Source organism: Bradyrhizobium liaoningense, assembly GCF_018130785.1.
Classification (GTDB): Bacteria; Pseudomonadota; Alphaproteobacteria; order Rhizobiales; family Xanthobacteraceae; genus Bradyrhizobium; species Bradyrhizobium liaoningense_A.
Map to the genome: position 1 here is coordinate 141,290 of NZ_JAFCJT010000015.1, position 21,880 is coordinate 163,169.

Genomic DNA, 21,880 nt, shown 5'->3' on the forward strand with positions numbered 1-21,880 from the left:
GGATCCTCCTGTGAATTACTGCAAAACCTCGAACAAGCCGGCAGCGCCCATGCCGCCGCCGACGCACATGGTGACGACCGCGTACTTCGCCTTGCGGCGGCGGCCTTCGATCAGGGCGTGGCCGGTCAGGCGCGCGCCCGACATGCCGTAGGGATGGCCGACCGAGATCGCGCCGCCGTCGACGTTGATCTTCTCGGGGTCGATGCCGAGCTTGTCGCGGCAATACAGCACCTGCACCGCGAAGGCTTCGTTCAGCTCCCACAGGCCGATGTCGTCGACGGTGAGGCCATGGCGCTTCAAGAGGCGCGGCACGGCGAAGACCGGGCCGATGCCCATCTCGTCCGGCTCGCAGCCGGCGGAGACGAAGCCGCGGAAGATGCCGAGCGGCTTGAGGCCGCGCTTGGCGGCTTCCTTGTCGCTCATGATCACGGAGGCGCTGGCGCCGTCGGAGAGCTGGCTGGCATTGCCGGCGGTGATCGAAAAACCCTCGCCGCGCACCGGCTTGAGGCCGGCAAGGCCTTCAGCCGTGGTCTCCGGGCGCGGGCCCTCGTCCTGCGACAGCGTCACCTCCTTGAAGGAAACGGCGCCGGTCGCCTTGTCGGTGACCGCCATCTGCGTGGTGATCGGCGCGAGCTCGTCCCTGAACTTGCCGCCCTGCTGGGCAGCGGCGGTGCGGCGCTGGCTCTCCAGCGAATATTCGTCCTGCTTCTCGCGCGAGATGCCGTAGCGCTTGGCAACGACCTCGGCCGTGTCGATCATGGGCATGTAGACCTCGCCCTTGATCTTGAGCAGCGCCGGGTCCTGGGCGTGGAAGCCATTCATCTTGTCGTTCTGCACGAGCGAGATCGACTCGCCGCCGCCGCCGACCGCGATCTCGACGCCGTCGAAGATCACCGAGCGCGCAGCGAGCGCGATCGCCTGAAGGCCCGAGGCGCATTGGCGATCGATGGTGGTGCCGGCGACGGTCACGGGCAAGCCGGCGCGGAGCAGCGCCTTGCGCGCGATGTTGCCGCCGGTCGCCCCCTGCTGAAGCGCGGCGCCCATCACGACGTCCTCGACTTCCTTCGGATCGACTTTTGCGCGGGCGACGGCTTCGCCGATGGCATGGCCGAGCAGCGTTGCGCCCTCGGTGGCGTTGAGCATGCCGCGATAGGCCTTGCCGATCGGGGTGCGGGCGGTGGAAACGATGACGGCGTCGGTCAAGAGCGACCTCCTGATGCGTGTTGGGTGGATTGTGATGGCTTCTGCTGCTGGCGCAATTCGTGGCGCGACAGCTTTCCGACCGGCGTGCGCGGCAGATCGTCGACGAACTCGACCTCGGCCGGCAGTTCGTGCTTGCCGACCTTGCCGGCGAGCTGCGCGCGCAGCTCGTCGAGCGAGAACGGCTTTGCATCCGGCTTGAGCTTGATGAAGGCCTTGGCGGCCTCGCCGCGATACTGGTCGGGAATGCCGAGCACGATCACCTCGTGCACGCCGGGAATGGTGTAGATCGCCTGCTCGATCATCTGCGGATAGACGTTGAAGCCGCCGGAGATGATCATGTCCTTCTTGCGGTCCACCAGGAAGAAATAGCCGTCGGTATCGACATAGCCGATGTCGCCGGTGAGGAAACGGCCGTCGGCGAAGGATTCCGCCGATTCCTTCGGCTTGTTCCAGTAGCCCCTGGTGACGTTCGGGCCCTTGATGCGGATCTCGCCGACTTCGCCGGGCGGCAGCACCTTTGTCGAGTTGTCGAGCGAGACGACGTCGAGTTCGATGCCGGGCAGCATCAGGCCGATCGAGCCGGGCTTGTCGGGGCCGACAGGCGGATGGCCGGTGCCGGGCGAGCAGGTCTCGGTCATGCCCCAGCCGCTGCGCAGCTTCTTGCCGACCTTGCGCTCGAAGAAGCTCGCGATCTCCACCGGCAGCGGCGCGCCGCCGGAGCCGATGGTGGCGAGCGAGGAGAAGTCGCGCTTGTCGAGATCGGGAAGTGCTGCGATCGCGATCCACATCGTCGGCACGCCCGGGAAGTACGTCGCGCGCTTGATTTCGATGTCGCGCATCACCGCTTCGACATCAAAACGCTGGTGGAGCGAGATCAGATTGCCGCGGCTGAGCGAGGACAGCAGCACGACGGTGAGCGCATAGATGTGGAACAGCGGCAGCACGCAGATCACGCGCTCGACGACGTCGCCGCGCGCCGCACGCGACGGCTTGCCCCAGACGTCGTAGATCGACACCGCGGAGGTGAGGTTGCCGTGGGTGAGCATCGCGCCCTTGGGCAGGCCGGTGGTGCCGCCGGTATATTGCAGCAGCGCGACGTCGTCGGCCGTCACGGACGGCCACTCTGCCGGCGCGGTCGCGTCCTCGACGAAGGTCTTGAAGGTGACGATGCGGGGATCATCGGGGATCGGGGCCTGCGGCGTGCCGACCTTGCCCCAATTGTCGTCCTCGCAGACGACGAGGCGATCGATCAGGCCCTTCTCCAGGAACTTCAGCGCGGTCGGCAGCAGCGCCGCGAGGTTGGAGGTGACGAGCAGGCGCGAGCCGGAATCCGAGACCTTGTGCGTCAGCGCGATCTCACCGTCGAGCGGGGAAAGATGCGCGACGCGGCTACCAGCCTTCAGCGCGCCGAAGAAATTGACCGGATGGTCCGGCGTATTGCCGAGGAACAGCGCGACGGAGCTGTCCTTGCCGCAGCCGGCGCGCAGGAACGCCGCCGCGGCACGCTCGGCCATCGCGGCGAGCCCGGTGTAGGTGATCGGACGATCGCGGAATTCCAGCGCGGTGCGCGGCCCGAAATCGGCGGCGGCTTTCGACAGCAGGTCGGGCAGCGAGCCCTGGACGATGGTGTCGTCCCAACGCACGCCCTCGGGATAAAACTGTTCGCCAGGATGGGTCATTTGGGTTCGTTGCTCTTCATTGCCTGCGCAGCAATTCGACGTAAGGCGGGCACGGACGGACGGGCTCCCTTCCCCCTTGCGGGGAAGGGTTGGGGAAAGGGGTGGCCACAAACGCTGACCTCACCCGGGGCTACCCCCCTCCCTGCCCCTCCCCCGCAAGGGGGGAGGGAACGGAGAGAGCTTTGCCTGGAGCGCGACATCGCGGCCACAGCCAATCCGATCACGCCGCCTTCGACGCCGCCGCGAGCGAGGCGAACGTCTTGCCCTCGGCCGCGAGCTTCTTCAGCAGCGGCGCGGGCTCGAGGCTCGGATCGTTGGTCTCCTTGGCGTAGAAGGAGAGCCGATCGGCGATGTGCTTGAGGCCGACGGTGTCGGCCCAGAACATCGGGCCGCCGCGGTAGATCGGCCAGCCGTAGCCGTAGAGCCAGACCACGTCGATGTCGGACGGACGCGCCGCGATGCCCTCTTCGAGGATCTTCGCGCCCTCGTTGATCATCGGGTACATCATGCGCTCGAGGATCTCGTCGTCGCTGACGACGCGCTTCTTGCGGCCGAGACGGAGCAGCGTCTCGTCGATCAGCTTCTCGACCTCCGGATCGGGCAGCGCCGCGCGACTGCCTGCTTCATACTTGTAGTAGCCCTTGCCGGTCTTCTGGCCGAAGCGGCCGGCTTCGCAGAGCGCGTCCGCGATCTCCGACTTGATGCCGCGGTCCTTGCGCGAGCGCCAGCCGATGTCGAGGCCGGCGAGATCGCCCATCGCGAACGGCCCCATCGGCATGCCGAATTTCGTCACGACGGCATCGACCTGCTGCGGCAAGGCGCCTTCGAACAGCAGCTTCTCCGACTGCTTGCCACGCTGCGCCAGCATGCGGTTGCCGACAAAGCCGTCGCAGACGCCGACCACCGCCGGCACCTTGGCGATCTTGCGCGCGATGGTCACGGCGGTGACCAGCGCATCCGGCGCGGTCTTGTCGGCGCGCACGATCTCGCACAGCTTCATGACGTTGGCGGGCGAGAAGAAGTGCATGCCGAGCACGTCCTGCGGCCGCTTGGTCGACTTCGCGATCTCGTCGATGTTGAGGTAGGAGGTGTTGGAGGCAAGCACGGCGCCGGGCTTGACGTATTGGTCGAGCTTGCCGAACACTTCCTTCTTGACCGCCATGGTCTCGAACACGGCCTCGATCACCAGGTCGGCGTCGCCGACATTCTCGATGCCGACGACGCCGTTGATCAGCGCCATGCGCTTGGCGGGCGCATCCGCCGGGATGCCGCCGCGCGCGGCGGTCGCCTCCCAGTTCTTCTGCATGATGCCCATGCCGCGCTTGAGCTGCTCCTCGCCGGTCTCGATCAGGGTGACGGGCACGCCGGCATTGGCAAAGGACATCGCGATGCCGCCGCCCATGGTGCCGGCACCGAGGATGGCGACGCGGTTCACGGGCCGCGACTTGGTGCCTTCAGGGACGCCGGCGATCTTGCTGGCCTCGCGCTCGGCGAAGAAGGCATAGCGCTGCGCCTTGGACTGGTCGCTGGCCACGAGCTTGAGGAAACCCTCGCGCTCCTTCTTCAGCCCCTCGTCGAACGGCAGGTCGATGGCGTAGCCGACGGCGTCAGCGGCGGCGAACGGAGCCTCCAGGCCGCGCGACTTCTTGGTCATGGCAGCGACCGCATTGGTGAAGATCGAGCGGTCGGCCTTGGCCGCCGCGATCTTGGAATCGTCGTCGCGCAGGCGGCGCAGCGGACGCTTCTCGGCCAGCAGCTTGCGCACGAAGGCTTCGCCGCCGGACGCCGGACCTTCGACGATCTCCTCGATCAGGCCGGCCTTGAGCGCTTCGGCAGCACCGATCGGATCGCCGCCGACGATCATCTTGACCGCGAGTTCCGGCCCGACCGCGCGCGGCAGGCGCTGGGTGCCGCCGGCGCCCGGCAGCAGGCCGAGCTTCACCTCGGGCAGGCCGAGCTTGGCTTCCTTCACGGCCACGCGGAAATGACAGGCCAGCGCGACCTCGAGGCCACCGCCGAGCGCGGTGCCATGGATCGCGGCGACGACCGGCTTTGGCGAGTTCTCGATCTCGGCGAGCACGTCGTTGAGCGCGGGGGGCTTCGGCGGCTTGCCGAATTCGGTGATGTCGGCGCCGGCAATGAAGGTCCGGCCGGCACAGGTGAGCACGATGCCCTTGATCGCGGGATCGGCAATCGCGGCCTTGATGCATTCCAGAATACCACCGCGCACTGCGGCACTCAGCGCATTGACCGGAGGACTGTTGACCGTGACGATCCCGACTTCGTCATGACGCTCAAGCTTGACCACTTCGCTCACGGCTTCCCTCCTTGGTGGGGATTTACTTTTGTTCGATTTCGCGGTGCGGAATTTAATTCCGCATCTTGACGGCAGGGTTATTTTGAAGCACGGACGTTGTCAACGACTCCGCGCAAGAAGCAGATCAGGGATGAAGCGTACAGGAAAGAAGACAGCGACCGATCGGAATTTCGTCGTCGCGCTTTCCCGCGGACTAGATGTATTGCGCGCATTCCAACCCAGCGACGGACTTCTTGGCAACCAGGAAATAGCTGCACGCACGAACCTGCCGAAGCCGACCGTTTCGCGGCTGACCTACACCTTGACCAGGCTCGGTTATCTGACGCCGGTTCCCCGTTTCGAGAAATATCAGCTCGCACCCGCCGCAATGGCGCTCGGTTACGCCGCGCTGGCCAATCTCGGCGTTCGGCATTTGTCCGAACCGTTCCGCGAAGAAATGATGCGCGCGACCGGCGGCGCCGTCGCAATCGGCGGCCGCGACCGTCACAGCATGATCTATTTCGGGCAAAGCCGCGGCAGCGAGACGGTCGGCGTTCAACTTGACGTCGGCTCCCGCGTGCCGATTGCAACCAGCGCGATGGGCCGCGCCTATTTCTGGGCGCTCGACGACGAGGGCCGCGCTGAAGTCTCCCGCATCCTGCGCGAACATTACGGCAGCCGCTGGCCGAAGATGCGCGACGGATTGGAACGTTCCGGCGAGACCGTCGCGAAATACGGTTTCGCGATGTCGGTCGGCGACTGGCACGACGACATCGGCGCTGCCGGCGTCGCGCTCAAGCTCAACGACGGAACCGGACCTTATGCGTTCAACTGCGGCGCACCCGCATTCCGCTTCACGGAAGAGCGTTTGATCAACGACATTGGACCGCGTCTGCTTGCGATGGTAAGGAACATCGAAGCGGCACTCGGGGGACTGATGCCGCAATCCAAAAAAGAAGTCAGCAAAAAGCTGAAATCAGGAGGGAAAGTTGCTCGTGTGGCCGAGGGGTTCAGATAGCCTTTGTCGTAACCGGGAGCGGTTCGCATCGCCCCTTCGCCCATTGACGTGTGTGGGCGAGACGAGATGACGCAGGCACAGCTCGCGCAGGGGACATCGCCCCTGCTCGCGGTTCGCGACGTCAGCGTCGTGTTCGGCGGCATCATCGCGCTCAATGGCGTGTCCTTTGACATGCGCAAGGGCCAGATCCTCGGATTGATCGGCCCCAACGGCGCCGGCAAGACCACGCTCTTCAACTGCCTCTCGCGGCTCTATCAGCCGTCGTCCGGCGACATCCTGATGGAAGGCGTAAGCATCCTGTCGCGGCCTCCGCACCGGATCGCCGAGATCGGCATCGGCCGTACCTTCCAGAACGTGGCGCTGTTCCCGAACCTCACGGTGATGGACAACGTCCGCGTCGGCGCCCATTCGAAGACCTCCAGCGACATCATCAGCGACTCGCTTCGGCTCGCCTGGGTCCGGCGCAGCGAGACCGAGGTCAACAAGAAGGTGCAGGAGATCCTCGCCTATCTCAAGCTCGAGGACGTCGCCCACACCGTCGTGTCCGGTCTGCCCTTCGGCACGCAGAAGCGCGTCGAGCTGGCGCGCGCGCTCGCGGCGGATCCGAAGATCCTGCTGCTCGACGAGCCCGCCGGCGGCCTCAACCACGAGGAAGTCTATGTGCTCGGCGACCTCATCCGCCGCATCCGCGACGACCGCCACATGACCGTGCTGCTGGTCGAGCATCACATGGGCCTCGTGATGTCGATCGCCGACCACGTCGTCGCGCTGAATTTCGGCAAGAAGCTCGCGGAAGGCACGCCGGCCCAGGTGCAGGCAGACCCCGACGTCATCAAGGCCTATCTCGGGAGCAAGGACCAATGACGACGCTGCTCAACGTCAAGGACCTGCGCGCCTATTACGGCCAGGTCCAGGCTCTCCACGGCCTGTCCTTCTCGCTCAACGAAGGATCGCTGACGACGCTGCTCGGCGCCAACGGCGCCGGCAAGACCACCACCTTGCGCGCGATCTGCAACATGGTGCGTTCCACCGGTGCGATCGAGTTCGAAGGCAAGCCGCTGAGCAACCGTTCCACCGAGAGCATCGTGCGGTTCGGCATCGCCCACGTGCCGCAGGGCCGCGGCACCTTCACGACCATGACGGTCGAGGAGAACCTCCAGCTCGGGGCCATCACCCGCAAGGACAGCGCCGGCATCGTTTCCGACGTCGAGCGCATGTACGCGCATTTCCCGGTGCTGAAGCAGCGCCACACTCAGCAGGCCGGCACGCTCTCGGGCGGCGAGCAGCAGATGCTCGCGGTCGCACGCGCGCTGATGCTGCGGCCGCGGCTGATGCTGCTCGACGAGCCGTCCTTCGGACTGGCGCCGCTGGTGGTGCGCGACCTGTTCGGCATCCTCGGCAAGATCAATCGCGAGGACAAGGTGTCGATCCTGGTTGTCGAGCAGAACGCCCAGCTCGCGCTCGAGCTCGCCGACCAGGCCTATGTGATCGAAACCGGACGCATCGTGATGTCGGGCAATGCCAAGGACATCGCGAACAACGAAGAAATCCGCAAATCCTATCTGGGTTACTGAGGAGCCGGCACAATGGAGCTTTTCACCAACCAAGTGCTGGCCGGCATCGCCACGGGCGCGATCTACGCCTGCATGGCGCTCGCCGTGGTCATGATCTACCAGGCGATCGACCATCTCAACTTCGCGCAGGGCGAGATGGCGATGTTCTCGACCTTCATCTCCTGGCAGCTGATGCAGTGGGGCGTGTCCTACTGGCTCGCCTTCCTGATCACGCTGGCATTCTCCTTCGTCGCCGGCATCGCGATCGAGCGCATCCTGTTCAAGCCGCTGGCGAAGGCGCCGGTGCTGACCAACGTCGCCGGCTTCATCGCGCTGTTTGCGATCATCAACTCCTCGGCCGGCCTGATCTGGGACTTCACGATCAAGCAGTACCCGACCCCGTTCGGCTCCGCGCCGTTCCTGGGCAGCCAGCTGATCTCGACCCACCAGGCCGGCATGATCGGCGTCACGGTGCTGCTGCTGCTCGGCCTCTACTTCTTCTTCCAGTACACGCGCATCGGCCTTGCGATGCGTGCGGCCGCCTCGGTGCCTGAATCGGCCCGCCTCGTCGGCATCAACACGAGCTGGATGATCGCGCTCGGCTGGGGCATGGCGACCGCGATCGGCGCGATCGCCGGCATGCTGATTGCTCCCGTGGTGTTCCTCGAACCGAATATGATGGGCGGCGTGCTGATCTACGGCTTCGCGGCCGCCGTGCTCGGCGGTCTCACCAGCCCGTTCGGCGCCGTGGTCGGCGGCTTCCTTGTCGGCATCTTCGAGAACCTCGCGGGCACCTACATCCCCGGCGTCGGCAATGAACTGAAGCTCCCGATCGCGCTCGCGCTGATCATCTCCGTCCTGGTCGTCAAACCCGCTGGCCTGTTCGGCCGGCACATCGTCAAGCGAGTTTGATCATGAGCGCTGCAGAAGAAGTCGTCGAAGGCCACCAGGCGGTCGAGGCCGTTCCGAAGCGGGCCATGACGCTGGGCACCGGCACCTCGCTGGTGGTGCTCGCGGCACTGCTGATCGCGCCCGTCTTCGTCAAGAACTTCATCATCTTCCAGATGACGATGCTTCTGATCTACGGGCTCGCGGTGCTGGCGCTGAACATCCTGACCGGCGGCTCCGGCCAGTTCTCGCTCGGCCAGAGCGCGTTCTATGCGGTCGGCGCCTATACGACAGCGGTGCTGATGGAGCACTTCAACGTCAATTACGCGTTGACGCTGCCGATCGCCGGCATCGTCTGTTTCGGCTTCGGCTTCCTGTTCGGGCAGCCGGCGCTGCGGCTCTCCGGTGTCTACCTCGCGCTCGCGACCTTCGCGCTGGCCACCGCCATGCCGCAGCTCCTCAAGCTGAACTTCCTCGAGCACTGGACCGGCGGCGTGCAGGGCCTCGTCGTCACCAAGCCGGACGCGCCGTTCGGGCTGCCGATGTCGCAGGACATGTGGCTGTACTACTTCACGCTCGTGGTCGTGATTGCGATCTACATCTTCTCGGTAAACCTGCTGCGTTCCCGCTCGGGCCGCGCCTTCATGGCAATCCGCGACAACGAGATCGCGGCCTCCGCGATGGGCGTGGACGTCGCGCTGTACAAGACGCTGGCCTTCGGCGTGTCCGCCGCCATCACCGGCATCGCCGGCTCGCTCGGCGCCATCGCAGTGCAGTTCGTCGCGCCCGACAGCTACACCATCACGCTCGCGATCTCGCTATTCCTCGGCATGGTCGTCGGCGGCGTAGGCTGGCTCCCCGGCTCGATCGTCGGCGCCGCCTTCATCATCTTCGTGCCGAACATCGCGGAGGGCATCTCCAAGGGCCTCTCCGGCGCGGTGTTCGGCGTGCTCCTGTTCCTCGTCATCTACCTCGTGCCGCATGGCGCAAGGCAGGTCGCGATCCTGGGCCAGCAACTCGCCGGTAAGCTCAGAAAGAACTGAAACTTCCAACAAGACTGTTGTTTAACCAAGGAGACCCAATTGCTTTTCGGAAGAACACTGCGAACCACCGCGCTCGTAACGGCGGTCGCGACCCTCACCTCGGGCGCAGCACTTGCCCAGAAGAAATACGACACCGGCGCGTCCGATACCGAGATCAAGATCGGCAACATCATGCCGTACAGCGGTCCGGCGTCGGCCTATGGCATCATCGGCAAGACCGAAGAAGCCTATTTCAAGATGATCAACGACAAGGGCGGCATCAACGGCCGCAAGATCAACTTCGTCACCTATGACGACGCCTATTCGCCGCCGAAGGCCGTCGAGCAGGTCCGCAAGCTCGTCGAGAGCGACGAGGTGCTGGCCGTGTACAATCCGCTCGGCACGCCCTCGAACACAGCGATCCAGAAGTACCTGAACGCCAAGAAGATCCCGCAGCTCTTCGTCGCCACCGGCGCCACCAAGTGGAACGACCCGAAGAACTTCCCCTGGACCATCGGCTGGCAGCCCTCCTACCAGAGCGAAGCGCAGATCTACGCGAAATGGCTGATGAAGGAAAAGCCGAACGCCAAGGTCGCGATCCTCTACCAGAACGACGATTTCGGCAAAGACTACCTCAAGGGCACCAAGGACGGTCTCGGCGCCAAGGGCGCGTCCATGATCATCATGGAAGAGAGCTATGAGATCTCCGAGCCGTCGATCGACGGCCACATCGTCAAGATCAAGGCGGCCAATCCCGACGTGCTGCTGATCTACGCGACGCCGAAGTTCGCGGCCCAGACCATCAAGAAGACCGCCGAGCTGAGCTGGAAGCCGCTCCAGATCCTCACCAACGTGTCGATCTCGGTCGGCAGCGTGATGAAGCCGGCCGGCTTCGAGGCCTCGCAGGACGTGCTGTCGGCGGCCTATGCCAAGGACTCCACCGACCCGCAGTGGAACAACGACCCCGGCATGAAGAAGTGGAACGAGTTCGTCGACAAGTACATGCCTGGCGCCGACAAGACCGACACCGGCATGGTCTACGGCTATGGCGCGGCGTCGACCCTGGTCAAGACGCTGGAAATGTGCGGTGACGACCTCACCCGCGCCAACCTCATGAAGCAGGCCGCATCGTTGAAGGACTTCGCACCGGACACCCTGCTTCCCGGCGTCAAGATCAACACCAGCGCCACCGACTTCGCCCCGATTTCGCAGCTCCAGATGCAGCGCTTCAAGGGCGAGAAGTGGGAACTGTTCGGCGAAATCATCAGCGGCGACGTTCCTTCCGAGTGACGCTGGCGCAATAGTTCAAATCTAGTCAAATCTGACAAAGCCCCCGCGGACGACCGCGGGGGCTTTTTGTTGACGTCAGGCGTCAATCTTGTTCAATGCGGCGCCGATCCATTCCGGGTGGAGAAAGATGACTGTCGCTCGATTTCAGGTTGCGGCCGTTTCGGCCGCGCTCGCGTTGTGCACTGCGATGAGCAGCCCGGCACTGGCGCAAAAGAAATACGACAGCGGCGCTTCCGATACCGAGATCAAGATCGGCAACATCATGCCCTATAGCGGCCCGGCCTCCGCCTATGCCGCGATCGGCAAGGCCGAGGAAGCCTATTTCAACAAGGTCAATGCCGAGGGCGGCATCAACGGCCGCAAGATCAAGTTCATCTCCTACGACGACGGCTATTCGCCGCCGAAGACTGTGGAACAGGCGCGCAAGCTGGTCGAGAGCGACGGCGTGCTGCTGATCTTCGGCTCGCTCGGCACCTCCACCAACGGCGCCATCCGCAAATACATGAACGACAAGAAGGTGCCGCAGCTGTTCGTGGCGAGCGGCGCCTCCAAGTGGAACGATCCGAAGCAATATCCGTGGACCATGGGCTGGCAGCCGAGCTACGCCAGCGAGGCGCGCATCTACGCCAAATTCGTCATGAAGGAGAAGCCGGACGCGAAGATCGGCGTGCTTTACCAGAACGACGATTTCGGCAAGGACTATCTGAAGGGGCTGAAGGACGGCTTAGGGGCCAAGGCGTCGATGATCGTGCTCGAAGACGGCTACGACACTTCGGAGCCCGCGATCGACGAGCACGTCGTGAAGCTGAAGGCCTCGGGCGCCGACGTCTTCCTCAGCATCACCACGCCGAAATTCGCCGCGCAGGCGATCAAGAAGGCGGCCGAGATCAACTGGCATCCGGTCCACATCATCTCCAACGTCTCGGCTTCTGTCGGCGGCGTGCTCGAGCCGGCGGGACTCGAGGTCTCGCAAGGCATCCTGTCGGCGAGCTACGCCAAGGACGGCTCCGACCCGCAATGGAATGCCGATGACGGCATGAAGAAGTTCTATAACTTCCTCGCGCAGTACGACCCCAAGGCCAACAAGCTCGATGCCGGCGTGGTGTTCGGCTATGCCGCAGCCCAGACCATGGTGAAGGTGCTGCAAATGTGCGGCGACGAGCTCACCCGTGAGAATGTGATGAAGCAGGCCGCTTCCTTGAAGGACTTCGAGCCCGACACGCTGCTGCCCGGCATCAAGATCAACACCGCAGCCGACAATTTCGCCCCGATCGAGCAGCTCCAGATGATGCGGTTCAAGGGCAGGAAATGGGAGCTGTTCGGCGACATCATCTCGAGCGACCTCGGTCACTGAAGCCGCGCAACTCAAAATCGCCTCTAGCCGGTTAATCAACCCAAGACAGCTGCGGCCTTCTCGCAACCGCACACGAGCGCGCGCCCGCCCTTGACTACTAAAGAAGCAGCCCCTGCGACGCCGTCGCAGGGGCTTTCTGTTGAAGGCTCCCGGTAAATCGTATTGAATTGCGACCGCGTCGCCAAAAACAATCAAGACAAGAAAAGGAAACGCACACACACCAAGAAAATAGGGAGATAGGAATGCCCGCTGTCACCGGCAAACTTGCGGCCGCGTCACTGGCGCTTGCGCTCATTGCGGCGTCGGCCTCAACCGCATCGGCCCAGAAGAAGTACGATACCGGCGCGACCGATACCGAAATCAAGATCGGCAACATCATGCCATACAGCGGACCGGCCTCCGCCTACGGCATCATCGGGCGGACCGAAGCCGCCTACTTCAAGAAGATCAACGAAGAGGGCGGCATCAACGGCCGCAAGATCAATTACATCTCCTATGACGACGCCTATTCGCCGCCGAAGACGGTGGAGCAGGCACGCAAGCTGGTCGAGAGCGACGAGGTGCTGTTCATCTTCAACTCGCTCGGCACGCCGCCGAACTCGGCGATCCACAAATACATGAACTCGAAGAAGGTGCCGCAGCTGTTCGTCGCGACCGGCGCCACCAAGTGGAACGATCCGCAGAACTTCCCCTGGACCATGGGCTGGCAGCCCAATTACCAGAGCGAGACGCAGATCTATGCGAAGTGGCTGCTCAAGAACAAGCCGGATGCCAAGATCGCCGTGCTGTTCCAGAACGACGATTACGGCAAGGACTATCTCAAGGGCCTCAAGGACGGCCTCGGCTCGAAAGCCGCCTCGATGATCGTGATCGAAGAGAGCTACGAAACATCCGAGCCGACCATCGACAACCACATCGTGAAGCTGAAGTCGACCGGCGCCGACGTCTTCATGAACATCACGACGCCGAAATTCGCGGCCCAGGCCATCAAGAAGAACGCCGAGATCGGCTGGAAGCCGCTGCACTTCCTCAACAACGTCTCGGCCTCCGTCGGCAGCGTGATGAAGCCGGCCGGCTTCGAGAACGGCCAGGACATCATCTCGGCCGACTATCTCAAGGACGTGTCGGATCCCGCGTGGAACAACGATCCCGGCATGAAGGACTTTCTGGCGTTCATGACCAAATACTTCCCCGAGGGCGACAAGCTCGATAAGGGCACGATGGTCGGCTATGCCGTGGCACAGACGCTGGTCCAGGTCCTGAAGCAGTGCGGTGACAATCTCACGCGCGAGAACATCATGAAGCAGGCGGCGAGCCTGAAGGACTTCCGGACCGAGGCGCTATTGCCGGGTGTCAAGATCAACACCTCGCCGACCGATTTCGCGCCGATCAGCCAGCTTCAACTCGAGAAGTTCAAGGGCGAGAAGTGGGAACTGTTCGGCGACGTGATCAGCGCCGACGTCGGCGGCTAGCTGCCTGAAACCTGCGATCATGAAGCCCCCTGCGCTGGTCACGCAGGGGGTTCTTGCTTGCGCGCCGATTATGATCACGCGATTGCACAATCGAATGATGGTAAAGCCCGCTTACGCTTGGGCGTCTGATGCGGTAGGCATGTGACCGGCGGCGTTTGCCGCCGCTCTTTTCTGTCCGCCTAGGGCTTTTTCGTCATGACCGACCGACGTCCCCTGCTCCGCGCGCTGTACGACGCCGCCGTTGCCGCCGCCCATCCCAATACAATTCTGGCGCCGCATCTGCGGCCCGCGCCTAAAGGGCGCGTGATCTGCCTCGCCGCCGGCAAGGGCGCGGGGGCGATGGCTGCGGCCGCCGAACGGCATTATCTCGACACGCTCAAGCTCGCGCCGGAGCGCCTCGTCGGCATCGCCACCACGCGCCACGGCTACGGCGTTCCGACGCGCCGCATCCGCGTGGTCGAGGCCGGCCATCCCGTACCCGACGAAGCCGGCCTGAAGGGCGCCGCCGATACGCTCGCGCTTGCAAGCGAGGCCGGCCCTGACGATCTGCTGCTGGTGCTGCTCACCGGCGGCGGCTCGGCGAACTGGATCGCACCTGTGGACGGCATCAGCTTTGCGCAGAAGCAGGCGGTCAACAAGGCGCTGTTGCGCTCCGGCGCGCCGATCGGCGAGATGAACGTCGTGCGCAAGCATCTCTCGCGCATCAAGGGCGGCCGGCTCGCGCGCGCCGGCAAGAATGCCGCCGAGATCGTGACGCTCGCGATCTCGGACGTGCCGCATGACGATCCTTCCGCGATCGCCTCCGGTCCCACCGTGCCCGATCCGACCACGCTGGCCGACGCGCGCGCGATCGTCGCGAAGTACAAGCTCGCCATCGACGATGCCGTCCGCCGCGCGCTCGACGATCCCGCCAACGAAAGCTGCAAGCCGGGCGATGCCGCCTTTGCGCGCGCGACGTTCGAGCTGATCGCGCGGCCGAAGCAATCGCTCGACGCCGCGGTGAAGCTCGCGAGGGAAGCCGGCTACGAGACCATCGATCTCGGCGCCGATCTCGAAGGCGAGGCCCGCGAGGTCGCAGCCGATCACGCGAAACTCGCGCTTCAGGCGCGCGCGCAAGGCAAGCGCCTCGCCATCCTCTCCGGCGGCGAGCTCACGGTCACGGTACGCGGCAATGGCCGTGGCGGCCCGAACCAGGAATACGCGCTGGCGCTGGCCTCCCTGCTGAAAGACACGCCTGGTATCTCCGCTCTCGCCGGCGACACCGACGGCGCCGACGGCGGCGCCGGCCACCCCACCGATCCCGCCGGCGCTCTGATCGACGCGGCGACCTTCACCAAGATGAAGGCGCAGGGGCTTCAGCCGCAGGCCTACCTGGACAACAACGACGCGACGACGTTCTTCGAGGCGACCGGCGATCTGCTGATGCCGGGGCCGACGCTGACGAACGTGAACGATATCAGGGTGATCTTGGTGGATTGAGGCGCCTGCCCAGGTCTCACTGTCATTCCGCGCGAAGGCGGGGAATCCAGTACGCCGCGGCCTATCGATTCGATCACAAACGTCTCGGAGTACTGGATCGCCCGGTCAAGCCGGGCGATGACAGCCGGGCCTCAAAACTCGTTGGCGATCTTCGAGAGCATTTCCAGCAGGGCTTCGCGGTTGGCTTGCCCCAGAAGTTCGTTCAGCCGCGACTCGTGCTTGGTGGCGACGAGCTTTTTCGCCCGCGTCAGCACGGCCTTGCCCTTGTCGGTCAAGACCAGGATGTGCGAGCGGCGGTCGTTGGTGGAGCGGATCCGCGCGCAGAGGTCGCGGCTCTCCAGATTGTCGAGCATCGCCACGAAGTTCGGGCGCAGGATGCCCAGCGTCGAGGCGATCTCGGTCTGGTTACGGCCCGGATTCTTCTCGACCAGCAGCAGCACGGAAAACTGCGCGGGCGTGAGCTGGAGTGAGGCCATGCAGCGCAAAAAGTTCTCGAACACCTTGAGCTGCGCCCGCTTCAGCACGTAACCGAGCTGCTCGGAGAGCTCGCCAAGCTGGAGGGCTTCAGGCTGCGCCTCAGCCGCGTCCTTGCGGCCCTTGGCCGCGTCGCCGGGCTTTTCAGAAGACTTTTCAGCGGTTTTGGAAACGGTCATCGCCTCGTGCTCGTGATCCCGCTAAATTCGGGGCGGGTCGTCCACCCACCCTTGAAGTTATATTTGATAATTGTTATGGACCATATCAAATATCGTCAGCGTTTCAATGGCTGTGAGCGGACCGTCCACCGCAATTGCGGAGACCGGTCCCGATCTTTGAGGGGGAGCGTCCGGTCTTGAATACCACCATCATGCTGTTCCTGGTACAGGACGGCATCACCAATGGCGCGATCTATGCGCTACTCGGCCTGGCGCTGGTGCTGGTGTTCGCCGTCACCCGCGTGATCCTCATTCCCCAGGGCGAGTTCGTCACCTACGGCGCGCTGACCTATGCCTCGCTGGCCGCGGGCCAGATGCCCGGCACGGCAAAGCTCGCGCTTGCGCTCGGCATCGGCGCCTTCGTGTTCGACCTGTTCGTGGCGCGCAAGGCGCTGCACGGCCGCCTGATCGTGCGCAGCCTCGTCACCAACGTCGTGCTGCCGGCCATCGTGCTGGCGCTGACCATCTACTTCGCCGCCCAGAAGCCGCCGGTGGCGGTCTGCATCGCGCTGTCGCTGGTGATCGTCGCGATGATCGGCCTCTATCTCTACCGCATCGCGTTCCAGCCGCTGGCGCACACCTCTGTGCTGGTGCTGCTGATCGCTTCGGTGGGCGTCCATCTCGCGCTGCAGGGCCTCGGCCTGCTGTTCTTCGGCGCCGAAGGCCAGCGCGGACCTGCCGTGCTGTCCGGTGCGTTCACCGCCGGCGCACTGCGTTTCACCGGCCAGAGCATCACCGTCTACGCCATCACCATCGCCTTCATCGTCGGGCTCTGGCTGTTCTTCGGGCTGACCCTCTACGGCAAGGCGCTGCGCGCGACCGCCGTGAACCGGCTCGGCGCCCGCCTTGCCGGCATCCGCACCACCCTGTCCGGCCAGATCGCCTTCCTGCTGGCGTCCGTCATCGGCGCGCTGTCGGGCATCATGATCGTGCCGATCACGACGCTCTATTACGACTCCGGGTTCCTGATCGGCCTCAAGGGCTTCGTCGCCGCGATCATCGGCGGCCTCGTCAGCTATCCGCTCACCGCCGTCGCGGCGCTGGTCGTCGGCATCGTCGAGGCGTTCTCGTCCTTCTACGCCTCAAACTACAAGGAAGTGATCGTCTTCATGCTGCTGATTCCCGTGCTGCTGCTGCGCTCGCTCGCCGCGCCCGCGGTCGAGGAAGAGAAGGACTGACGCGCATGCAGAGCCGGCTTCCCATCCTCATCTTCGCGCTTCTCATGGCGGCGATCCCGCATCTCCCGGGCATGCCGCCGTTCTGGATCGTGCTGCTCGACAATATCGGCCTCGCGGCTCTCGTCGCGATGGGCCTGGTGCTGCTCACCGGCGTCGGCGGCCTGACCTCGTTCGGCCAGGCAGCCTTCGTCGGCTTCGGCGCCTACACCACCGCGGTGCTGTCGACGTCCTATGGCCTGTCGCCGTGGCTGACCTTGCCGCTGTCGCTGTTGGTCAGCGGATCGTTGGCGGTGCTGCTCGGGCTGGTGACCGTCCGTCTCTCCGGGCACTATCTCCCGCTCGGCACGCTCGCCTGGGGGCTGGGCCTGTTCTATCTCTTCAGCAAGCTGGAATTTTTGGGGAGAAACGACGGCATCTCGGCGATCCCGCCACTGTCGATCGGCGCGTTCAAGATGCTCTCGCCCGGCTCGATCTATTACGCGATCTGGGTCGCCGTGATCCTCTCGGCCCTGCTCACGATGAACCTGCTGGATTCCCGCACCGGCCGCGCCATCCGCGCGCTCCGGCGCGGCCACGTCGCAGCCGAAGCGTTCGGCGTGCACACGCCGCGCGCTAAGCTCCTGGTGTTCATCCATGCCGCCGTGCTCGCCGGCCTCTCCGGCTGGCTCTACGCGCACCTCCAGCGCGCGGTGAACCCGACGCCGTTCGGCGCGCAGGCCGGCATCGAATATCTCTTCATCGCGGTGGTCGGCGGCGCCGGTTATGTCTGGGGCGGCGTGCTGGGCGCGGCGATCGTCGTGGTCCTGAAGGAGGTGCTGCAAAGCTATCTGCCGCTGCTCCTGCCGGGTTCCGGACAGGTCGAGACCATCGTATTCGGCATCATGCTGGTGGCATTGCTCCAGCTTGCGCCCGGCGGCGTCTGGCCCTGGCTGATGTCGTTCCTGCCGGAGCGCACCAGCGGCAAGAAGCCGGACACCTCGCTGAAACTGGAGCAGCGCACCCGCTCGCCCGCCCAGTCCGGTGTCCTGCTCCAGGTCGAGAAGGCGCGCAAGCAGTTCGGTGGCGTGATCGCGGTCAACAACGTCTCCTTCGACGTGCAGGCCCGCGAGATCGTCGCGCTGATCGGACCGAACGGCGCCGGCAAGAGCACGACGTTCAACCTGATCACCGGCGTGCTGTCGGCGACGTCAGGCTCGATCTCGGTGCTCGGCAAGAAGGTCGACAGGGCGCCACCGCAGGAGATCGTCAAGCTCGGCATCTCCCGCACCTTCCAGCATGTGAAGCTCGTCCCTGACATGACCGTGCTGGAGAATGTCGCGATCGGCGCGCATCTGCGCGGCCATTCCGGCCCGATCTCCTCGATGCTGCGGCTCGACCGCGCCGACGAAGCCAAGCTCCTCGCCGAGGCCGCGCGGCAGATCGAGCGCGTTGGGCTTGCCGAGCAGATGCACCAGCTCGCAGGCAGCCTCTCGCTCGGCCAGCAACGCATCGTCGAGATCGCGCGCGCGCTGTGCGTCGATCCGATGCTGCTGCTGCTCGACGAGCCGGCCGCGGGCCTGCGCCACATGGAGAAGCAGCGCCTGGCCGCGCTGCTCCGCGAGCTGCGCGACGGCGGCATGAGCGTTCTCCTGGTCGAGCATGACATGGGCTTCGTGATGAACCTCGCCGACCGCATCGTGGTGCTCGATTTCGGCACCAAGATCGCGGAGGGCACCCCCGCCACGATCAAGACCAATCCCGAAGTGATCAAGGCCTATCTCGGAGTGGCGGCATGAGCGCACTGTTGTCCGTCGCCGACGCACATGTCGCCTATGGCAAGGTGGAGGCCGTGCGTTCGGTCTCGCTCGAGGTCGGCGCCAACCAGATCGTCACCATCGTCGGGGCCAATGGCGCCGGCAAGACCACGCTGCTCTCCGCCATCATGGGCATTTTGCCGCTGAAAGGCCGCGTCGCCTTTGCAGGGCAAGATCTGTCACGGCTCGACATCGAGGACCGCGTCGCGATGGGGCTCGGCCTCGTCCCCGAGCACCGCGAGTTGTTCGTGACCATGAATGTCGAGGATAATCTCGAGCTGGGGGCCTTCCGCATCGAGCGCAGCAAGGCGAAAGCCTCGATGGAGCGCGTCTACACGCTGTTCCCGCGGCTGAAGGAGCGGCGCAAGCAGTTGGCGGGCACCCTCTCCGGCGGCGAGCAGCAAATGCTCGCGATGGGCCGCGCGCTGATGGGCGAGCCGAAACTCCTGATGCTGGACGAGCCGAGCCTCGGCCTCGCCCCGATCATCGTCGCCGACATCTTCCGCATCGTCACCGAGCTCCGCGCCGGCGGCGTCTCCGTGCTGCTGGTCGAGCAGAACGCGCAGGCCGCGCTGAAGATCGCGGACCAGGCCTATGTGATGGAGCTCGGCGAGTTCGTGCTCAGCGGCAAGGCCAGCGATATCGCGGCGAACGAGCGCGTGGCGGCCAGCTATCTCGGCTTCCAGCACGAAGGCGCGAGTGTGCTTTAGCGTCGCCGCGAACTCTTCTTCCCGGCGGAAATCTGCTAATGATTATAATGGCCTATGCGTCCCCCGTTGTGTCCCGATCCGCCGGACCCTCTGGGAAGGCCGCTGAATGCGCCCGAACTCCGGGCCGCGGTCTGGGCACAGGCATCGGGAAAACTCATGGGGCGGGCGGTGCGGCCCTGTGCGCGCCTGTTCTGTGGCCGGGCGCTGGCCACGCCCTGTAGCCCGTCCTAATGGCTCGCCGATGGCGCCTGCGCTCCCGGTGTCGCTCCCGAGAAGGGGCGGCGCCGAGCAGTGACCTTCATGGATTGGAACGCCGGGACCGGCACGAGGTTTAGATGGATTGCGCACCATCGCGGCGCTGACCGCGCGCTGGATTGGAGGCAGCACATGAAAATCGTGGACGAAGACGGCGAGATCATCGCCACAGCATCCGATGACCATACTCTAATCGGCGGCCACCACCGCCTCGCGGTGGCGGCCAGCATTGGTAAAAAACTGTTCTGGCGAGATACCGGCGAACCAGTGAAGCTTGATAATTTCTTCAAGCATTATGGAAGTTCTCTTCGACATACAGCCTAAGCCGCTCGCCGAGCGTATCGTTGTTTGGATCAGCAGCAGACAAACGCTGCCGAGCCTATGTTCGTTTGGTGCCACTACCGGAAGTGACCCGCTTCGGGTCATCAGTGCTGTCGTTAAAGGGGGCCTTGGCAGGACGACGGGCGATAATGTCTCGCTCACTTACCTGCTGCTTGACCGCCCACAACCGGTAGGCTTCGTCCGCTGGCGCGACCGTCGCAGGACGGCGGATGGGAGTGCAACCGTCCAATGACACAGATCAAGACGGGGGCGGGCAGAGCGAGTAAACTATTAAGTCTTGGGGCAGTCCAGCAAGGGAGGTAGTCATGATCTCTCGGCGGAAGCTTCTTTCTTCTTTGGGCTTGGCGACTGCAATAGCCGCGTTCCCGACCATGCTGATGGTCCCCGACGCGGAGGCGCAGACCGCTGGCATGGAAAGGCGTCAAGATCGACGTGAGGGGCGACGCGAGCGCCGCGAGGATCGCCGTGACGCGCGCCAAGTGCGCCGCGAGGGTCGCCGTGAAGCGCGCCAAGTGCGGCGCGGAGTTACGACGGAGCCAGGAGTTACGACGGGGACAGCTAAGTAGCTCGGCTGGAGCGTAGTGGGTCGATAGGTCCTCAGCTCGGCTCATCATCCCGGTGCAGCGCTTGCAGTAAGCTCCGGCCTATGCGGCGCTGCCACGAAACCGAATGTGAAGTCCGCTTTCGGGAGGCGGAGCAGACGAATTGTGCTCCAAGCGAGTTCTTCGGATGTTGACCCGGAGCGATCATCGCCGTGTCAGATTTCGCCGTATCGCACAACACCGATGCCGTCCCACGACGCTAAAGGCCCCATTCCGGGGGCGCATTCGAAGTTGGTGCCTATTGATCCAGATCAACGGCGAGACGCAAGGCGGCATGTCACGTTGTGTTTGATCATCGCCCGACAGGGAGAGAACAACATGACAAGAAATGCCAAGCTTCTTGGATTGATCGTGACTGCTGCGCTCTTCACGGCAGCTCCGTTGTCGTTCCATTACTCACCGGCGAACGTGCTATCCGTATCCCTTGACCGTGCCGAAGCGCGAGTTGGGCGACCACTGACACCGATGAGCGTGGCAGGCGTTAATCGCAGGGTGCATCGGCGAGCTTACTATGGTGCAGCGGCGGGAGCTGCGGCGGCGGGAGCTGCGGCTTACGGAGCGTATGGCTACCGCAGGGCTTGTGGATACGCTCCCTATCCGCCCTGCTATTGAACCTCTCGGCATGTCCGCTTCTGCGCCGCTACCGGGGGACAAGCGGACATCAAGCGCTCCGACCAACTGGAGCAGCCCATTGCCGCGCTGCTTGATCGCCCACAGCCGGTAGGCTTCGTCCTCGCAGGGATCGTCCGCCGTCGGCGGCGGGATCAGCTTCGCGCCTTTCCTGCGGAAGTGCTCCAGCCCGCGCGCCATCTCGCGGCCCTTGTGCGTGTGCTGGTCGAACGCCCAATCCGGTATCTCCGGCGCGTAGTTTTCCAGCAGCGAGCGGAGCCCGACCGCGGCGCCGAAGTGGCAGCCTGCACGGCTCTTCGGCGGCGAGCAGCAGACCAGGCCTATGTCATGGAGCTCGGCGAGTTCGTGCTCAGCGGCAAGGCCAGCGATATCGCGGCGAACGAGCGCGTGGCGGCCAGCTATCTCGGCTTCCAGCACGAAGGCG

17 protein-coding genes and 1 pseudogene are annotated in these 21,880 nt (G+C 64.5%); 14 read left to right on the forward strand and 4 right to left on the reverse strand.

Going from position 1 to position 21,880, the window contains the following annotated elements; all coding sequences use genetic code 11:
- Positions 1-15: 15 nt before the first annotated feature.
- From JQ627_RS26105 to JQ627_RS26115, 3 genes are all read right to left on the reverse strand, one after another.
- Positions 16-1,203: an acetyl-CoA C-acyltransferase gene (locus JQ627_RS26105; RefSeq protein ID WP_212486950.1), complete on the reverse strand. Its 1,188-nt coding sequence runs from the start codon at positions 1,201-1,203 to the stop codon at positions 16-18.
- Complete coding sequence (pimA, locus tag JQ627_RS26110) at positions 1,200-2,882, reverse strand: dicarboxylate--CoA ligase PimA (RefSeq protein ID WP_212486951.1); 1,683 nt, start codon at positions 2,880-2,882, stop codon at positions 1,200-1,202. The genes JQ627_RS26105 and pimA overlap by 4 nt, the downstream gene beginning before the upstream one ends.
- A 220-nt stretch (positions 2,883-3,102) precedes the next feature.
- A complete protein-coding gene (locus JQ627_RS26115; RefSeq protein WP_212486952.1) occupies positions 3,103-5,199 on the reverse strand; it encodes a 3-hydroxyacyl-CoA dehydrogenase NAD-binding domain-containing protein in 2,097 nt (698 codons plus the stop codon).
- A gap of 130 nt (positions 5,200-5,329) precedes the next feature.
- Here JQ627_RS26115 and JQ627_RS26120 point away from each other — a divergent pair, with 130 nt between their 5' ends.
- The 9 genes from JQ627_RS26120 (at position 5,330) to JQ627_RS26160 (ending at position 15,254) form a co-directional block, all read left to right on the forward strand.
- Positions 5,330-6,196 (forward strand): IclR family transcriptional regulator, encoded by an 867-nt coding sequence (locus tag JQ627_RS26120; protein ID WP_212486970.1) that lies wholly within the window; start codon positions 5,330-5,332, stop codon positions 6,194-6,196.
- Positions 6,197-6,262: 66 nt separating this feature from the next.
- Positions 6,263-7,060 carry an ABC transporter ATP-binding protein gene (locus JQ627_RS26125; RefSeq protein ID WP_212486953.1) on the forward strand — a complete coding sequence of 266 codons (798 nt, stop codon included), beginning with the start codon at positions 6,263-6,265 and terminating at the stop codon, positions 7,058-7,060.
- Positions 7,057-7,770 (forward strand): ABC transporter ATP-binding protein, encoded by a 714-nt coding sequence (locus JQ627_RS26130; protein ID WP_212486954.1) that lies wholly within the window; start codon positions 7,057-7,059, stop codon positions 7,768-7,770. The genes JQ627_RS26125 and JQ627_RS26130 overlap by 4 nt, the downstream gene beginning before the upstream one ends.
- Before the next feature lie 12 nt (positions 7,771-7,782).
- Positions 7,783-8,661, forward strand: a complete 879-nt coding sequence (locus tag JQ627_RS26135; RefSeq protein ID WP_212486955.1) for a branched-chain amino acid ABC transporter permease — start codon at positions 7,783-7,785, stop codon at positions 8,659-8,661.
- Between the two features lie 2 nt (positions 8,662-8,663).
- On the forward strand, positions 8,664-9,680 hold the full coding sequence (locus JQ627_RS26140) for a branched-chain amino acid ABC transporter permease (protein WP_212486956.1): 1,017 nt from the start codon (positions 8,664-8,666) through the stop codon (positions 9,678-9,680).
- A gap of 39 nt (positions 9,681-9,719) precedes the next feature.
- Complete coding sequence (locus JQ627_RS26145; protein ID WP_212486957.1) at positions 9,720-10,949, forward strand: ABC transporter substrate-binding protein; 1,230 nt, start codon at positions 9,720-9,722, stop codon at positions 10,947-10,949.
- Positions 10,950-11,076: 127 nt separating this feature from the next.
- A complete protein-coding gene (locus JQ627_RS26150) occupies positions 11,077-12,303 on the forward strand; it encodes an ABC transporter substrate-binding protein (RefSeq protein ID WP_212486958.1) in 1,227 nt (408 codons plus the stop codon).
- Between the two features lie 242 nt (positions 12,304-12,545).
- Entirely contained in the window at positions 12,546-13,775 is a 1,230-nt protein-coding gene (locus JQ627_RS26155; RefSeq protein WP_212486959.1) for an ABC transporter substrate-binding protein, read from the forward strand.
- A 195-nt stretch (positions 13,776-13,970) separates the two neighbouring features.
- On the forward strand, positions 13,971-15,254 hold the full coding sequence (locus JQ627_RS26160; protein ID WP_212486960.1) for a glycerate kinase: 1,284 nt from the start codon (positions 13,971-13,973) through the stop codon (positions 15,252-15,254).
- Between the two features lie 131 nt (positions 15,255-15,385).
- Here the strand turns inward: JQ627_RS26160 and JQ627_RS26165 are convergent, their stop codons facing one another.
- Entirely contained in the window at positions 15,386-15,907 is a 522-nt protein-coding gene (locus JQ627_RS26165; RefSeq protein WP_212486961.1) for a MarR family winged helix-turn-helix transcriptional regulator, read from the reverse strand.
- Between the two features lie 176 nt (positions 15,908-16,083).
- Here JQ627_RS26165 and JQ627_RS26170 point away from each other — a divergent pair, with 176 nt between their 5' ends.
- The 5 genes and pseudogenes from JQ627_RS26170 to JQ627_RS39170 form a co-directional block, all read left to right on the forward strand.
- Positions 16,084-17,124 (forward strand): branched-chain amino acid ABC transporter permease, encoded by a 1,041-nt coding sequence (locus tag JQ627_RS26170; RefSeq protein ID WP_028157356.1) that lies wholly within the window; start codon positions 16,084-16,086, stop codon positions 17,122-17,124.
- Between the two features lie 5 nt (positions 17,125-17,129).
- Complete coding sequence (locus JQ627_RS26175; RefSeq protein WP_212486962.1) at positions 17,130-18,899, forward strand: ABC transporter permease subunit; 1,770 nt, start codon at positions 17,130-17,132, stop codon at positions 18,897-18,899.
- Entirely contained in the window at positions 18,896-19,627 is a 732-nt protein-coding gene (locus JQ627_RS26180; RefSeq protein ID WP_212486963.1) for an ABC transporter ATP-binding protein, read from the forward strand. Before JQ627_RS26175 ends, JQ627_RS26180 begins: the two co-directional genes overlap by 4 nt.
- Before the next feature lie 387 nt (positions 19,628-20,014).
- Positions 20,015-20,206 carry a hypothetical protein gene (locus JQ627_RS26185; protein ID WP_212486964.1) on the forward strand — a complete coding sequence of 64 codons (192 nt, stop codon included), beginning with the start codon at positions 20,015-20,017 and terminating at the stop codon, positions 20,204-20,206.
- Between the two features lie 1,553 nt (positions 20,207-21,759).
- A pseudogene (locus JQ627_RS39170) lies at positions 21,760-21,880 on the forward strand (ABC transporter ATP-binding protein); the annotation flags it as partial.

Bases quoted from the DNA above. Each gene is read 5' to 3' on its own strand.
- pimA (WP_212486951.1), bottom strand. From the start codon at position 2,882: ATGACCCATCCTGGCGAACAGTTTTATCCCGAGGGCGTGCGTTGGGAC.
- JQ627_RS26120 (WP_212486970.1), top strand. From the start codon at position 5,330: ATGAAGCGTACAGGAAAGAAGACAGCGACCGATCGGAATTTCGTCGTC.
- JQ627_RS26125 (WP_212486953.1), top strand. From the start codon at position 6,263: ATGACGCAGGCACAGCTCGCGCAGGGGACATCGCCCCTGCTCGCGGTT.
- JQ627_RS26130 (WP_212486954.1), top strand. From the start codon at position 7,057: ATGACGACGCTGCTCAACGTCAAGGACCTGCGCGCCTATTACGGCCAG.
- JQ627_RS26135 (WP_212486955.1), top strand. From the start codon at position 7,783: ATGGAGCTTTTCACCAACCAAGTGCTGGCCGGCATCGCCACGGGCGCG.
- JQ627_RS26140 (WP_212486956.1), top strand. From the start codon at position 8,664: ATGAGCGCTGCAGAAGAAGTCGTCGAAGGCCACCAGGCGGTCGAGGCC.
- JQ627_RS26150 (WP_212486958.1), top strand. From the start codon at position 11,077: ATGACTGTCGCTCGATTTCAGGTTGCGGCCGTTTCGGCCGCGCTCGCG.
- JQ627_RS26155 (WP_212486959.1), top strand. From the start codon at position 12,546: ATGCCCGCTGTCACCGGCAAACTTGCGGCCGCGTCACTGGCGCTTGCG.
- JQ627_RS26160 (WP_212486960.1), top strand. From the start codon at position 13,971: ATGACCGACCGACGTCCCCTGCTCCGCGCGCTGTACGACGCCGCCGTT.
- JQ627_RS26165 (WP_212486961.1), bottom strand. From the start codon at position 15,907: ATGACCGTTTCCAAAACCGCTGAAAAGTCTTCTGAAAAGCCCGGCGAC.
- JQ627_RS26175 (WP_212486962.1), top strand. From the start codon at position 17,130: ATGCAGAGCCGGCTTCCCATCCTCATCTTCGCGCTTCTCATGGCGGCG.
- JQ627_RS26180 (WP_212486963.1), top strand. From the start codon at position 18,896: ATGAGCGCACTGTTGTCCGTCGCCGACGCACATGTCGCCTATGGCAAG.
- JQ627_RS26185 (WP_212486964.1), top strand. From the start codon at position 20,015: ATGAAAATCGTGGACGAAGACGGCGAGATCATCGCCACAGCATCCGAT.